This is a genomic window from Pseudomonas sp. R19M (genome assembly GCF_050312585.1).
GTDB lineage: Bacteria > Pseudomonadota > Gammaproteobacteria > Pseudomonadales > Pseudomonadaceae > Aquipseudomonas > Aquipseudomonas palleroniana.
The window spans coordinates 79,826-94,368 of sequence record NZ_JBNPJV010000092.1 but is presented as its reverse complement, the minus strand read 5'-3'; the positions used below and the strand labels follow the sequence as shown (position 1 = coordinate 94,368).

Here is a 14,543-nt window from a genome sequence, read left to right as displayed (position 1 = left end):
GGACGGTCCCATGCCTGCACTGCGCTCCATCCAAGCCCGCTATACCCTGTTTCTGGTGCTGTTCGTCCTGGTGTTATTTGTATTGACCGTCGTGGGTATCGGCCAGTTGGTCGCGCCCAAGCTGCGCCATACCGAAGAACAGGTCGTGCTCAACCGCATCAGTGAAGTCGCCGAACAGATCCAGGGCGAGCTGAACAAGGTTCAGGCCCAGCAACGCACCATCACCCAAACCATTCCCCTGCTCGACAGCGACGCCATTGATAAGGTGCTGCCTGGCCTGGTGGACCAATATGGTGAGCTGAAAGTGTTTGGTGGCGGGATCTGGCCGTTGCCCAACCAGCGTACTCCGGGGCGCAATAAACACAGCACGTTCTGGCACCGCGACGCCTCGGGCAAGTTGGCGGTCAACACCTTCTGGAACAGTGACGCCGCACCCAACTATTACGACCAGAGCTGGTACAAGGGCGGCCTCGCCTCCCCCCGTGGCCAGTGTGCCTGGGCCGCCGCCTACAAGGACGACGCCAGCCAGGAGCCGCGCACCAACTGCGCCATGGCGATCCAGCGTGACGGTGCCGCCTATGGCGTGGCCACCATCGACGTGACGCTGGGTTTCTTCAATGAGCTGGTGGCCAACAAGGAAAAAGACATCGGCGGGCAGATGCTGATCGTCGAGGGCGACGGCAAGATCATCAGCAACAGCTCGCGCATCAGCGGCCCGGTGGTCTTGAAAAACATCAGCGAACTGGCCGGCACCTCGGCATTCGCCGCCCAGGTCAGCCAGGCCCTCGCCCACCGCGACCAGGCGCTGCAACGCAGCGAGTTCGACAACCAGGGCGTGGCCAGTACCTTCTACTTGCGCGCCATCGAGGGCACGCCCTGGTTCCTCGCCACCGCCCTGCCGACTTCGCTGATTACGGCGCAACGCGATGACGTGCTCAGCAGCCTGGCCCTGCTGCAAATTCCGATGGTGTTGCTGCTGGTGATACTGGCCGTCTATGCCATTCGCAAGCTGGTACAGCGCATGAAGACGCTGAAAACCAACATCGACGCCCTGTCGACCGGGGATGCCGACCTGACGCGGCGGATCACCATCCGCGCCGAAGACGAACTGGGCGCCATCGGTCATTCGGTGAACCGCTTTATCGTCTACCTGCAAAACATGATCGGCGAAGTGACCCAGGCCACCGGCGCGATGTCGTCGAGCCTTGAGCAGTTGCAGCAAACCTCGGCGCACACCAACCAGATCCTGATGCGGCATGCCAGCGAGACCGACCAGACCGTCACGGCGATCACCGAAATGAGTTCCACCGCCGACACCGTCGCGCACAGCGCCGCTGAAACCGCTGCGTTCACCCAGCGTGCCAACGAGCACGCCGATCACTCCCGAGTGGTCGTGGGCGAAGCGTCCAGTAGCGTCAGCGCGCTGATCGACGAAGTCGCCAGCGCAACCCACACCGTGGAGAACATGCGCCAGGATGCCGCGCGCATCACCGAGACCCTGGGGGTAATCGGCGCGATTGCCGGCCAGACCAACCTGCTGGCTCTCAACGCGGCCATCGAAGCGGCCCGCGCGGGTGAGCAAGGCCGTGGGTTTGCGGTCGTAGCCGATGAGGTACGTGCGCTGGCGGCGCGCACCCAGGCCAGCACGTCGCAGATCAACGAGATGCTGGCACGCTTGACCAGCGGCGTGAGTTCCTCGGTGGCCGCCATGGAAAACACCCAGGCCAGTTGCCAGTCGGCAGCGGACGCCACGGCACGGGTCAACACCGGCCTGGATGAGATGGCCGGCTCGGTCAGCCATATCAATAACCTCAGCACCCAGATCGCCACGGCCGCCGAGCAGCAAAGCGCAGTGACCGAGGAGATCAACCGCAGCATGGTGCAGATCCGACAAATGGTCGAAGAGCTGGTGCATAGCGGGCATGCCACGCAAAGCAATACCCAGAGCCTGCTGGACGCTAATGGCCGAGTGATTGCGTTGATGAGTCGCTTCAAGGTGCGCTGAAAAAAACACCGGAACACTCCCGTGCAATGCTCGGGAGTGGGACTATTCTGACAGTTCCTAGTGCAAATTCCCGCCACACAGGAGGTGTGTGATGCACGTTGTTGAGCATTCGATCCGCTTGGAGCAGGTCAGTCAGGAACGTTTTATTCAGGCCCCCATCGACCTTGTCTACGATTACGTGACCCAGCCGGATCGCTGGCACGAATGGCACCCGACCTCACTCAGCGCCGAGACCGGCACCAGCGGTTCACTGCCGGCCGGCACTCGCTTCACGGAAATTATCGATCTCATGGGCGTACGGGTGCCCATGAGTTATCGCGTGCAGATCGCCCGGCCGCCCAGCGAATTCAAGACCGTGTTCACGTCTCTGGCCGTTGACGGCTCCATTCACTATTTCCTGCTGCCCCATCAAGGCGGCACGCTGTTCAAGCGCGTGCTGACCTACGAAACCGAATTGCAGTTGACCAGCTTGCGTGAGCGCATGGTCCAGCTTTCGGCTACGGCCCTCGACCGGCTCAAATGCAGGCTGGAAAACCCGCCCTTCGTATAATTTAGAAACATTACAACAGTGTCCCAACCAAAAAAGCAGGGAGAATGCTCGGCTTACTGCCCGGTATTGGACGACACCCGAATGAAAAACCCATTGCGCTTGGTCCTGCTTTCAGCCCTGTTCACCAGCACCCTGGCCCAGGCGGCCGACCTGATCCCGATCGATGTGCACCGCGACGCAAATTGCGGTTGCTGCAAAAAGTGGATCAGCCATCTGCAAAGCAACGGTTTCAAGGTCAACGACCACGTCGAGGCGGATATGAGCGCCGTCAAACAGCGCCTGGGCGTGGCACCGCGCCTGGGCTCATGCCATACCGCCGTGATCGACGGCAAGTTCGTCGAAGGCCACGTGCCGGCCGAACAGGTGCTGGCCTTGCGCAAACGCGACGATCTGCTCGGCATTGCCGCGCCGGGCATGCCGCTGGGCTCACCCGGCATGGAAGTCGACGGTCACAGCGAGGCCTATCAAGTGATCGGCCTGACCCGGGACGGCAGCGATGTGGTGGTGGCTGAATACCCGGCACGATGATCACAGGTTACCTGGGCTTATTCGTGGCGGCCTTCGGTGCCGCCACCCTGCTGCCGTTGCAGTCCGAAGCGGTGTTGGTCGGGCTGCTGCTCAGCGGGCACTACAGCCTCTGGCTGCTGCTGGGCATTGCCACCTTGGGCAACGTACTGGGCTCGCTGGTGAACTGGTGGCTGGGGCGCTGGGTTGAACACTTCAAGGCCCGGCGCTGGTTTCCCGTCAGCACAAAACAGCTGGACAAGGCACGCCGCCACTACGAGCGCTGGGGGCACTGGACGCTGCTGCTCAGTTGGGTGCCGATTATCGGTGACCCGCTGACCCTGGTCGCAGGCGTCATGCGCGAGCCGCTGTGGCGCTTCCTGCTCCTGGTGACACTGGCCAAAGGTTTGCGCTACGCCGTGCTCGCGGCGCTGACGTTGCACTGGGTGTTAATCCCCACTTAATCCCCTCCAAACAGCATCCGGGCATTCTATTCGGAGCACGTACCATGTCACTCGTCCGCGCTGCCTGTCTGTCCGGCCTGTTCGCCCTGGGTACCGCCCCGGCGTTTGCCGCTACCTACGGGCCTGAGTTGCAAGGCTTCGAATACCCGTATCCGGTACAACACTTTGACTTCCAGTCCCAAGGCAAACACCTGCAAATGGGCTATATGGACGTACCCCCCAAAGGCCACGCCAACGGCCGCAGCGTGGTGCTGATGCATGGCAAGAACTTCTGCGGCGCCACCTGGGAAGGTTCGATCAAAGCCCTGAGCGACGCCGGCTACCGGGTGATTGCGCCGGACCAGATCGGTTTCTGTACCTCCAGCAAGCCCGATCACTACCAGTACAGCTTCCAGCAATTGGCAATCAACACCCATCAGTTGCTGGAAAAGCTCGGCATTCAAAAGGCCACGATCCTCGGCCATTCCACCGGCGGCATGCTGGCAACCCGTTATGCACTGCTCTACCCGGCACAAACCGAACAGCTGGCCTTGGTCAATCCCATTGGCCTGGAAGATTGGAAAGCGCAGGACGTGCCTTATCGCAGCGTGGACCAATGGTACGAGCGAGAGTTGAAACTCAGCGCCGAGGGCATCCGCAAGTATGAACAGGAGACCTACTACGTCGGCCGCTGGAAGCCCGAATACGAACGCTGGGTGGATATGCTCGCCGGCCTCAACCAGGGCCCGGGGCATACCCAGGTCGCATGGAACTCGGCGCTGATTTACGACATGATCTTCACCCAGCCGGTGTACTACGAGTTCAAGGACTTGCAGATGCCGACCCTGCTGCTGATCGGCACCGCCGATACCACGGCAATCGGCAAGGACCTTGCGCCACCTGAGGTCAAGGCGAAGATCGGCAACTACGCCGTGTTGGGCAAGCAGGTGGCCCAGTTGATCCCCCATGCGACCCTGGTGGAGTTCCCCGGGCTGGGGCACGCACCGCAAATGGAGGAGCCGGCCCAGTTTCACGCGGCACTGTTGCAGGGTTTGAACGCCCTTTAATCCCATTTGATCGAGGCACGGGTGAATGTCATTACAGATAGCAGTCATTGATGATTGGCAGCAGGTGGCCAGTGGCGTGGTGGATTGGTCAGGGCTGGCGCCAGTTGGCCAAGTGCACTTCCTGCACGACTACCCGGCAGACACCGCGACGATGATCGAACGCTTGAAAGGCTTCGAGGTGATCTGCGTGATGCGTGAGCGCTCCACCTTCGATAAGGCGCTGCTGCAGGGCCTGCCTGATCTCAAGCTGCTGGTGACCGGCGGCATGCGCAATGCCGCTATCGACATTGCCGCCGCCCAGGCCCTGGGCATTCAGGTGTGCGGCACCGACAGCTATAAACAGGCAGCGCCGGAATTGACCTGGGCCTTGATCATGGCCGCCACCCGCAACCTGCTGGCCGAAGCCAACTCGTTGCGTGCCGGCGGCTGGCAAGTCGGCCTGGGCGGCGACTTGTATGGCAAGACCCTGGGCATTCTCGGCCTGGGCAGCATTGGCCAGAAAGTCGCGCAGTTTGCCCAGGTGTTCGGTATGCGCGTCATCGCCTGGAGTGAAAACCTGACCCCGGAACGGGCCGCGCAATGCGGTGTAACCTGGGTCAGCAAACAGGCGCTGTTTGAACAAGCCGACATCCTCAGCGTGCACTTGGTACTCAGCGAGCGCAGCCGCGGGCTGGTCGACGCCCAGGCGCTGGGCTGGATGAAGCCGACGGCACGCCTGGTGAACACCGCACGCGGGCCGATTGTGGATGAACAGGCGCTGGTGGCCGCGCTGGAAAGTGGCCGCTTGGCCGGGGCCGCCCTGGACGTATACGGCGAAGAGCCACTACCGGCGGACCACCCCTTCCGCCGCCTGCCCAACGTATTGGCCACGCCCCATATCGGTTATGTGAGCGAGCAGAATTACCGGCAGTTCTATCAGCAGATGATCGAGGATGTTCAAGCTTGGGCGGCCGGTACGCCCATTCGCGTGCTGGGCTGACGCACCCTGCACCAATGCTGGGAGCGGGTTTGCACTGGGGTGGGGCGTTTTGGTGGCCTTACCCCGGTACTGCCGACGGAAAATGAATGGGAGCGCTTCGCACTCCAGCGCGGGGCAAGCCCGCTCACTACAACCTGCGGTTTTGGGGTTAGAAGTTTTTTGTCCTACAAAATTTCCTTAGAAAGCCTACAGGCTCTGGGATCTGTCCTAGACTCATGACCGATGGGTCCGTTCCAAAACAAAAACCCCGCAAAAAATCTAAACTTTCCAACTCGGCCACTGGTCAAGTTTTAAGGTAGGGCGAGCACACTGGATTAACACCCCGATGCCCGCCCATCCAATCTATTTCTGCCAACCGTGCAACTGGCATAAGCCTTGCCAGAATTGTATTGCACTTGTGCGCGTGGCCGCAGGATGCGGTCATCGAGCTAGTGGCAGCGGGCCACTAACCGACCCTACACGTGGAGAGAACTATGATCAGTGCCGTTTCAAGTATTCAGGGAGAACGTGTTAGTCAGCCAGTTGGCGGGGCGAGCTCTTTAGTTGACATCAACACGGTGCGGCCGGTCGTGAGTCACAACCCCAATCGGAAAAAAGTCCTCTTCGTCACCTCCGAATTCGCCGACCTGGTGAAGACCGGCGGCCTGGGCGATGTGTCTGCCGCCCTGCCCCGCGCCATGGCGCATCTGCACGATGTGCGAGTGTTGATCCCGGGTTATCCGCAAGTGATGGAGAGCGACAACCCGATTCATATCATTGGCGAGCTGGGCGGTCACGCCGCGCTGCCGCCGTGCAAGATCGGGCGCATGGACCTCAAGGATGGGCTGGTCATCTACGTGCTGATCTGCCCCGAACTCTACGAGCGTGAAGGCACGCCCTACGGCGCCAATAACGGCCGCGACTGGCCGGACAACCATATTCGCTTCGCCCGTCTGGGCCTGGCCGCCGCCGACATCGCCGCCAACCTCGCGCAGATCCACTGGTGCCCGGACCTGGTGCACGCCCATGACTGGCCGGCGGGCCTGGCCCCGGCCTACATGCACTGGCGCGGGTCACGCACGCCAACCCTGTTCACCATTCACAACCTGGCGTATCAGGGCGTCGTCAGCCTGGCGTCCACCCCAGAGCTGGGGATTCCACCGCATGCGCTGCAACAGGAAGGCATGGAGTTCTACGGCAAGATGTCGTTCCTCAAGGCGGGCATGGCCTATTCAAGTCATATCACCACGGTGAGTGCCACCTACGCCCAGGAAATCACCACCCCCGAATTCGGCTGCGGCCTGGATGGCTTTTTAGCCAGCAAGACCCAACAGGGTCTGCTCAGCGGTATTCCCAACGGCATTGATGAAAGCTGGGAAACGTCCACCGACACCCACCTGGTCCACAACTTCAATATCGGTGACTGGAACGGCAAGGCCATCAACGCCGCCCATGTGCGCGAACTGTTCGGCCTGCACGACTCCACCGGCCCGTTGTTCGCCGTGGTCTCGCGTCTGGTCTATCAGAAAGGTCTGGACCTCACCGAGGCGGTGGCCAGCTTTATCGTCGAAAACGGCGGCCAGATCGCCATTATCGGGCGTGGCGAGCCGGAAGAAGAACAGGCCATGCGCGAGCTGGCCCTGCGCTTTCCCGGTCAAGTGGGCGTGCGGATCGGCTTCAACGAAACCGATGCCCGCCGCATGTTCGCCGGCAGCGATTTCCTGTTGATGCCATCGCGCTACGAACCCTGCGGCCTGAGCCAGATGTACGCGCAGCGCTTCGGCTCGCTGCCGGTGGCGCGCAATACCGGCGGCCTGGCCGACACTATCGAAGATGGCGTGACCGGCTTCCTGTTCAATGAATCCACGGTGGACAGCTATAAAGCCGCCCTCACCCGCGCCTTCAAGGTATTTGCCTTCCCCGGCCTGCTTAATGCGATGCGCAGCCGCGCCATGACTCAACCGTTCAACTGGTGCCAGGCCGTGGAACCCTACGCCGAACTCTACGAACAACTGGTGGCCAAGGCTTTAGGGAAATCGGCCAAGTAATCAAGGGAGGTCTTCACAGATGCCGTCATGGACTCTGGAAACCTGGCCCCACGGTGCAATCATGCTGGACGCGCAACACACGCGTTTTGCCTTGTGGGCGCCAGACGCGTTTTATGTCAGCGTTGAATTCAAAGACGGAAAATCCATTGCCATGCTGCCCCAGGCAGATGGCTGGTTCGAAGTAGAGATCAAGTGCCCGGCGGGCACTTGCTACCGCTACAACATCGACGGTGAAACCGATGTCCCCGACCCGGCGTCCAGGGCCCAGGCCTCGGATGTCCACGGTTGGAGCCGGGTCGTCGACCCGCTCGCTTACCCCTGGCAGAACAGCCACTGGCAGGGCCGGCCCTGGCACGAAGCGGTGATCTACGAGCTGCATGTCGGCGCACTGGGGGGCTACGCCGCCGTTGAAAAACACCTGCCACGCCTGGCTGAACTGGGCTTCACCGCTATCGAACTGATGCCCTTGGCGCAGTTTCCCGGCGAGCGCAATTGGGGCTACGACGGGGTGCTGCCCTATGCACCGCAGGCCTCCTACGGCACGCCTGAACAACTCAAGCACCTGATCGACAGCGCCCATGGACACGGCCTGGCGGTGATTCTCGATGTGGTCTACAACCACTTCGGGCCCGACGGTAACTATCTGGGCCAATACGCCAAGGCGTTCTTTCAAGAGGACGTGCACACGCCCTGGGGCGCCGGGATCGATTTCGATCGCCGGGAAGTACGCGACTTCTTCCTCGATAACGCGCTGATGTGGCTGCTGGAATATCGCTTCGACGGCTTGCGCCTGGACGCCGTGCACGCCATCGACAACCCCGGGTTCCTGCACGCGTTGGCGCAGCGTGTGCGCGAACAGGTCGACCTGGGCCGCCAGGTGTGGCTGTTGCTGGAAAACGAGCACAACCAGGCCAACCTGCTGGAACAGGATTTCGATGCGCAATGGAACGACGACGGCCACAATGCCCTGCATGTGCTGCTGACCGGCGAGACCGACGCCTATTACCGCGACTTTGCCGCAGACACCACGGCCCTGTTGGCTCGCTGCCTGAGCGAAGGTTTTATCTACCAGGGGCAGGCCAACCGCCACGGCGTCCCTCGCGGTGAGCCCAGCGGGCACCTGCCGCCGAGTGCCTTCGTACTGTTCTTGCAGAACCATGACCAGATCGGCAATCGCGCCTTGGGTGAACGCCTGCATCAGTTGTGTTCACCCCAGGCCCTGAAAGCCGCCACTACGTTATTGCTGCTGTCGCCGATGATTCCCCTGGTGTTCATGGGCGATGAGGTGGCGGCCGAAGAACCCTTCCTGTTTTTCACCGATCATCACGGCGAACTGGCTGAGGCGGTACGCGAAGGCCGACGCAATGAGTTTGCCGACTTCGCCGCCTTCAATGACCCTGAACAGCGTGAGCGGATCCCCGATCCCAATGCCCTGACAACCTTCCAGCGTTCGATCCCTTCGTTTAGCGAGAACGAACACACCCAGCTCTACCGGCAACTGCTGAGCCTGCGTCACCAACATATCGTGCCTCACTTGCCCGGCTGCGTGGCTCTCGGGGCGCGGGTGCTGGCCGACGGCGCCGTCAGCGCCCGCTGGCGGCTGGGCAACGGCAGCCTGTTGCAAATCGACCTCAACCTGAGCGCCGAGCCCCTCGAACACGCAGCGCCGCACGCCTGTCTTTTCCAAACGCCGGCCAATCAGGGCGCGCTTCTGGCGCCCTTCAGCGCACGCGTCTTCCTAACCCCTGTTGGAGATCACCCTTGAGCGAAGCGAACCTGGAAATCCTCGCCAGCCGCGCGGGCCTGGCCGTCGATTGGATCGACGCCAACGGCCGCCCGCAACATGTGAAACCCGACGCCCTGCGCGCGGTGCTCAAAGGCCTGGGCCACCCGGCCGACACCGACGCCGAGATCGAAGCCAGCCTGCTGGAACTTGAGCAGGTGCAACAAGACAAGCACCTGCCGCCCCTCATGACCATCGACTCCGGTGAGCCCTTGGACCTGGCGCGCTACTTCGCGCCGGACACGCCCTGCCGGGTCAGCCTGGAACAGGGTGAAACCCTGGAGTTGCGCCTCGACGGTGATGCCGTGCTGCCTGGCATCATTGCCCTGGGCTACCACTGTGTGCATATCGCCGACCAGACTTTCACCCTGGCCGTGGCTCCCGACCACTGCTACAGCGTGGCCGAGGCGGTCGACAGCCGTCCCGCCCGCGCCTGGGGCCTGAGCGCCCAACTGTATGGCCTGCGGCGCCTCGGTGACGGCGGTTTTGGCGACACCCTGGCCCTGGAGCACCTGGTCCGTTCCGCCGCCGAACGCGGTGCCGACGCCCTGGCGATCAGCCCGATGCACGCCATGTTCAGCGCCGACACCGAGCGCTACAGCCCTTATTCACCGTCCAGCCGCCTGTTTCTCAACAGCCTGTATGCCTCCCCGGCGTGCATCCTGGGCGAGCGTGAAGTACGCAACGCGATTGCCGCCGCCGGGTTGGAAGAGGAACTGCATGCCCTTGAACAACTGCCGCTGATCGACTGGCCCGCCGCCGCCAAGGCCAAGCAACGCTTGCTGCGCACGCTGTATGAAGATTTCCGCCAGGGCGAGCACCCGCAACACGCCGACTTCCTCAGTTTCCGCCAGACCGGCGGTGAAGCCCTGGAAAACCACTGCCGCTTCGAAGCCGTGCAAGCCCAGCGCGCCGCTGCCGGCGAAGACCTCGACTGGCGCCACTGGCCACAAGACTGGCGTACCCCGCAGAGCCCGGCCCTGGCCCAGTTCGCCGAGGAACACCGCGACGAGATCGGCTACTTCGCCTTCTGCCAATGGCTGATCGCCCGCAGCCTGCAACGGGCACAGCAAGCCGCCCGGGGCAGCGGCATGGGCGTTGGCCTGATCGCTGACCTGGCCGTCGGCGCCGACGGCGGCGGCAGCCAGGCGTGGAGCCGCCAGGATGAACTGCTGGCCGACCTCACCGTGGGAGCACCACCGGACATCCTTAACCGCGCGGGCCAAGGCTGGGGCATCTCCGCATTCTCCCCGGAGGGCCTCAAGCGCAACGGTTTTCGGGCCTTTATCGAGATGTTGCGGGCCAACTTCGCACATGCCGGCGGCCTGCGTATCGACCATGTGATGGGCCTGCAACGCCTGTGGGTGATCCCCAACGGCGCATCGCCACGTGACGGGGCGTACCTGTATTACCCGGTGGATGACATGCTGCGCCTATTGGCCCTGGAGTCCCATCGCCACCAGGCCATTGTGCTGGGTGAAGACCTGGGCACGGTGCCCGACGGCCTGCGGGAAAAACTCAGCGGCCGCTCGATCCTTGGCATGCGCGTGCTGTTGTTCGAACAGCATCACGATGGCCAATTCAAACCGATTCTCGACTGGCCGGATAACGCCTTGGCCACCACCAGCACCCATGATTTGCCGACCCTCAACGGCTGGTGGCATAGCCGCGATATCGAATGGAATATCCAACTGGGCCTGATCGATGCCCCCACCGTGGAGCAATGGAGCGAACACCGCCTGCGTGAACGCCAGGCGTTGCGTCAGGCGTTGAGCCAGGACCCGCAGAATTTCGTCGATGAGATCCGCAATGAGACCGACCATATGATCGACGCCAGCGTACGCTACCTGGGCCACACCCGTGCACCGTTGGTGCTGCTGCCACTGGAGGACGCGCTGGGCCTGGAAGAGCAGGCCAACCTGCCCGGTACCACCGACACCCACCCCAATTGGCGCCGCCGCCTGCCCGGCGAGGCGTCCAGCCTACTCGACAATGCCGGTGCCGCCCGCCGCCTAGAACTGCTGGCCGTAGCCCGTAACCAGGCCCACGAGCGTGACCGATGAAAGCATTCCCTTTACGCGCCACCCAACGCCTGCAATTTCATAAAGGTTTCACCCTCGATGATGCGGTGCCGCTGGTGCCGTATTTCGCCCGGCTGGGCATCAGCCATCTATACGCCTCACCACTGCTCTGCGCCCGGGCCGGCTCCATGCACGGGTACGATGTCGTCGACCCCACCCGCATCAACCCGGAGCTGGGCGGCGAGCCTGCCCTGCACCGCCTCGTGGCCACCTTGCGTGAGCACGGGATGGGGTTGATCCTGGATATCGTCTCCAACCACATGGCCGTCGGCGGTGCCGACAACCCCTGGTGGCTGGACTTGCTGGAGTGGGGCCGCCTGAGCCCCTACAGCGAATTCTTCGATATCCAGTGGCACTCCCCCGACCCGCTGCTCAAGGGCCAACTGTTGATGCCGTTCCTGGGCAGCGACTACGGCGAAGCCTTGCAAAGCGGCACGCTGACCCTGCATTTCGATGCTGAACACGGCGCTTTCTACGTCGAGCATTACGAACATCGCTTTCCGATCTGCCCGAGAGATTATGGCGTGATTCTCGGCCACGATGAATCGCTCAAACCATTGGCCGACCGTTTCAGCGCCCTCGCCTATCAGGACGATGCCTACCGCGAAGCGGCCGCGCTCAAGCAGGCGCTTGCCGAGCGCGCGAGCGCAGTGTCGCCGGCCATCGAACAGCGGCTCAAGGCATTCGACAGCCGTACGCCTGAGGGCTTCGAGCAACTGCACCAGTTGCTGGAACAACAGACTTACCGCCTGGCCAGCTGGCGTACCGCCGCCGACGACATCAACTGGCGACGCTTCTTCGACGTGAACGAACTGGGTGGCCTGCGCGTCGAGCGCAGCGCCGTATTCGAGGCCACCCACGCCAAGATCTTCGAACTGATCAGCCAGGGCCTGGTGGACGGCTTGCGCATTGACCATGTCGACGGCCTGGCCGACCCACGGGGCTACTGCCGCAAGTTGCGTCGTCGAGTGGATGCGCTGGCGCCCGGGCGGCACGTGCCGATCTTCGTGGAAAAGATTCTGGGCGAAGGCGAAACCCTGCGCCAGGACTGGCAGGTGGACGGAACCACAGGCTATGAATTCATGAACCAGCTGTCACTGCTGCAACATGACCCGCAAGGCTTTGAGCCGCTGGCGCAATTATGGACGCACCATAGCGAACGCCCCTCGGCATTCATCGAAGAGGCGTGGCTGGCGCGCCAGCAAATCCTCAACGGCTCCTTGGCCGGCGACTTTGAAAGCGTTGCCCAGGCACTGTTGCAAGTGGCCCGCGACGATGTGATGACGCGTGACCTGACACTGGGCGCGATCCGCCGTGCGTTGCAGGCGCTGATCGTGCACTTCCCGGTGTATCGCACTTATATCAGCGCCCAGGGCCGCAGTGCCGACGATGAGCGTGTCTTCCAGCACGCCATGAGCGGCGCCCGCGAGATCCTGAGTGAAGGTGACTGGCCGGTGCTCGACCACCTGGAAAACTGGTTGGGCGGCCAGCCCTGGCGCAATCGCCCGCGCGGCCGCGAGCGCAAGATACTCAAGCATGCCTGCGTGCGCTTCCAGCAACTGACCTCGCCGGCAGCGGCCAAGGCGGTGGAGGACACTGCGTTTTATCGGTCGGCGGTGTTGCTGTCGCGTAACGATGTGGGCTTCAGCACTGAGCAGTTCAGCGCCTCCCTGGCCGACTTTCACACCGCCAACCAACAACGCTTGCAGAGCTTTCCGGATAACCTGCTGGCCACCGCCACCCATGACCATAAACGCGGTGAAGACAGCCGTGCGCGCCTGGCGGTGATCAGCGAGTGCGCACCGTGGTACGCCGAACAAGTACAGCACTGGCGCCACCTGGCGACGCCGTTACGCGAGGATGGCAATGGCCCCTCCGCCGGCGATGAACTGATCCTTTATCAAGTACTGCTCGGCAGTTGGCCGCTGAACGCCAACCCTGACCTTGAGGGCTACCAGCAACGACTCTGGCAATGGCAACAGAAGGCCCTGCGCGAGGCCAAGTTGCAGAGCAGTTGGAGCGCACCGAACGAAGCCTATGAGAAAGGGGTTGAAACGTTCCTGTCGCGCCTGTTGCTCAGCCCTGAAGGCCAGCCATTACGCACTGCGCTGGCGCAAGCCGCCGATGCCATCGCACCGGCCGGCGCCTTGAATGGTCTGGCGCAAACCTTGCTTCGCCTTACCGTGCCGGGGGTGCCGGACCTGTACCAGGGCGATGAGTTCTGGGACTTCAGCCTGGTGGACCCGGACAACCGCCGTCCGGTGGATTTCAGCTCACGGCAACGCGCGTTGCAGGCACCACCGGGCATCGAAGAAGGCTTGTCCAACTGGCGCGATGGGCGTATCAAACAAGCGGTGATCGCCCAGGTACTGGCCTTGCGCAAGGCCCACCCCGAAGTGTTCAGCCGGGGCAGCTACACGCCCTTGGAGGTCGAGGGCACCCATGCCGAACACGTGGTCGCGTTCTACCGCGAACAGCAGGGCAAACGCGTACTGGTGGTGGTGCCACGCTGGCCCCATCGCCTGCTTGAAAACAGTGAACGGCCGCATATTCCTGCGCGGGTTTGGGGCGATACGCGGGTGAAATTACCGTTTACCGGCATAACGCAAAACTGGAAGGGACTTTTTCAAACGGGCGCAGTCACACCCAACAAGGAGTTGTTGATCAGCACTGCCCTGGGGGAATGCCCAGTCAATGTCTTTATCAATCCTGATGATCAAGAAAGCTGAAAATTTTCTGCGAGGAGCATTGTGATGAGTACTGACGACAAACGAATACGCGAACTGGCGCATCAGATCTGGGAGTCTGAAGGCAAGCCTCACGGCGAAGATGCACGCCACTGGGAGATGGCGCGCAAGTTGGCGGAAGCCGAAGCATTGACGCCAAGCAAACCTAAGCCCGCCGCCAAACCGAAGGCCGCTGCCAAGCCGCCTGCGACAAAAGCCAAGCCGGCAGCGGTAAGCAAACCGGCACCGCCGCCGGCCAAGAAACCGGCGGCGCCGAAAAAGCCCAAGCCTTAAGCCTTGTGACGCCATAAGCCTTCTGCCGGTCTCGCCGGCAGGAGGTGCACTCACTTTTCAAACTTCTCAGCTGAACCCTCGTCA

The 14,543-nt window shown here is 62.3% G+C and carries 11 protein-coding genes and 1 pseudogene; all 12 read left to right on the top strand.

Features of this window, described 5'->3' with window-relative positions; translation table 11 throughout:
- Window positions 1–10: 10 nt before the first annotated feature.
- Window positions 11–1,144 (top strand): annotated as a pseudogene (locus ACQRBT_RS21780) (cache domain-containing protein); the annotation flags it as partial.
- 15 nt (window positions 1,145–1,159) lie between these two features.
- Window positions 1,160–2,005 (top strand): methyl-accepting chemotaxis protein, encoded by an 846-nt coding sequence (locus ACQRBT_RS21775; protein ID WP_412458293.1) that lies wholly within the window; start codon window positions 1,160–1,162, stop codon window positions 2,003–2,005.
- 91 nt (window positions 2,006–2,096) lie between these two features.
- The gene (locus ACQRBT_RS21770) at window positions 2,097–2,555 is read left to right on the top strand and encodes an SRPBCC family protein (RefSeq protein WP_060752720.1); all 459 of its coding nucleotides are present in this window, start codon (window positions 2,097–2,099) and stop codon (window positions 2,553–2,555) included.
- Between the two features lie 81 nt (window positions 2,556–2,636).
- Complete coding sequence (locus ACQRBT_RS21765) at window positions 2,637–3,083, top strand: DUF411 domain-containing protein (protein ID WP_060752719.1); 447 nt, start codon at window positions 2,637–2,639, stop codon at window positions 3,081–3,083.
- Window positions 3,080–3,523, top strand: a complete 444-nt coding sequence (locus ACQRBT_RS21760) for a YqaA family protein (RefSeq protein WP_060752718.1) — start codon at window positions 3,080–3,082, stop codon at window positions 3,521–3,523. The genes ACQRBT_RS21765 and ACQRBT_RS21760 overlap by 4 nt, the downstream gene beginning before the upstream one ends.
- A 44-nt stretch (window positions 3,524–3,567) precedes the next feature.
- Window positions 3,568–4,569 (top strand): alpha/beta fold hydrolase, encoded by a 1,002-nt coding sequence (locus tag ACQRBT_RS21755; protein WP_060752717.1) that lies wholly within the window; start codon window positions 3,568–3,570, stop codon window positions 4,567–4,569.
- Between the two features lie 25 nt (window positions 4,570–4,594).
- On the top strand, window positions 4,595–5,548 hold the full coding sequence (locus ACQRBT_RS21750) for a D-2-hydroxyacid dehydrogenase family protein (RefSeq protein WP_205343946.1): 954 nt from the start codon (window positions 4,595–4,597) through the stop codon (window positions 5,546–5,548).
- 473 nt (window positions 5,549–6,021) lie between these two features.
- Window positions 6,022–7,575 (top strand): glycogen synthase GlgA, encoded by a 1,554-nt coding sequence (gene glgA / locus ACQRBT_RS21745; protein ID WP_060752715.1) that lies wholly within the window; start codon window positions 6,022–6,024, stop codon window positions 7,573–7,575.
- A gap of 19 nt (window positions 7,576–7,594) precedes the next feature.
- Window positions 7,595–9,340, top strand: coding sequence for a malto-oligosyltrehalose trehalohydrolase (treZ, locus tag ACQRBT_RS21740; RefSeq protein WP_060752714.1), 1,746 nt, complete (start codon window positions 7,595–7,597; stop codon window positions 9,338–9,340).
- Complete coding sequence (gene malQ / locus ACQRBT_RS21735) at window positions 9,337–11,421, top strand: 4-alpha-glucanotransferase (protein ID WP_060752713.1); 2,085 nt, start codon at window positions 9,337–9,339, stop codon at window positions 11,419–11,421. The genes treZ and malQ overlap by 4 nt, the downstream gene beginning before the upstream one ends.
- Complete coding sequence (locus ACQRBT_RS21730; RefSeq protein ID WP_412046124.1) at window positions 11,418–14,168, top strand: malto-oligosyltrehalose synthase; 2,751 nt, start codon at window positions 11,418–11,420, stop codon at window positions 14,166–14,168. Before malQ ends, ACQRBT_RS21730 begins: the two co-directional genes overlap by 4 nt.
- A 24-nt stretch (window positions 14,169–14,192) precedes the next feature.
- Window positions 14,193–14,459: a DUF2934 domain-containing protein gene (locus ACQRBT_RS21725; protein ID WP_060752711.1), complete on the top strand. Its 267-nt coding sequence runs from the start codon at window positions 14,193–14,195 to the stop codon at window positions 14,457–14,459.
- The last annotated feature ends 84 nt before the right edge of the window (window positions 14,460–14,543 follow it).

Bases quoted from the DNA above. Each gene is read 5' to 3' on its own strand.
- ACQRBT_RS21775 (WP_412458293.1), top strand. From the start codon at position 1,160: ATGATCGGCGAAGTGACCCAGGCCACCGGCGCGATGTCGTCGAGCCTT.
- ACQRBT_RS21770 (WP_060752720.1), top strand. From the start codon at position 2,097: ATGCACGTTGTTGAGCATTCGATCCGCTTGGAGCAGGTCAGTCAGGAA.
- ACQRBT_RS21765 (WP_060752719.1), top strand. From the start codon at position 2,637: ATGAAAAACCCATTGCGCTTGGTCCTGCTTTCAGCCCTGTTCACCAGC.
- ACQRBT_RS21760 (WP_060752718.1), top strand. From the start codon at position 3,080: ATGATCACAGGTTACCTGGGCTTATTCGTGGCGGCCTTCGGTGCCGCC.
- ACQRBT_RS21755 (WP_060752717.1), top strand. From the start codon at position 3,568: ATGTCACTCGTCCGCGCTGCCTGTCTGTCCGGCCTGTTCGCCCTGGGT.
- ACQRBT_RS21750 (WP_205343946.1), top strand. From the start codon at position 4,595: ATGTCATTACAGATAGCAGTCATTGATGATTGGCAGCAGGTGGCCAGT.
- glgA (WP_060752715.1), top strand. From the start codon at position 6,022: ATGATCAGTGCCGTTTCAAGTATTCAGGGAGAACGTGTTAGTCAGCCA.
- treZ (WP_060752714.1), top strand. From the start codon at position 7,595: ATGCCGTCATGGACTCTGGAAACCTGGCCCCACGGTGCAATCATGCTG.
- ACQRBT_RS21730 (WP_412046124.1), top strand. From the start codon at position 11,418: ATGAAAGCATTCCCTTTACGCGCCACCCAACGCCTGCAATTTCATAAA.
- ACQRBT_RS21725 (WP_060752711.1), top strand. From the start codon at position 14,193: ATGAGTACTGACGACAAACGAATACGCGAACTGGCGCATCAGATCTGG.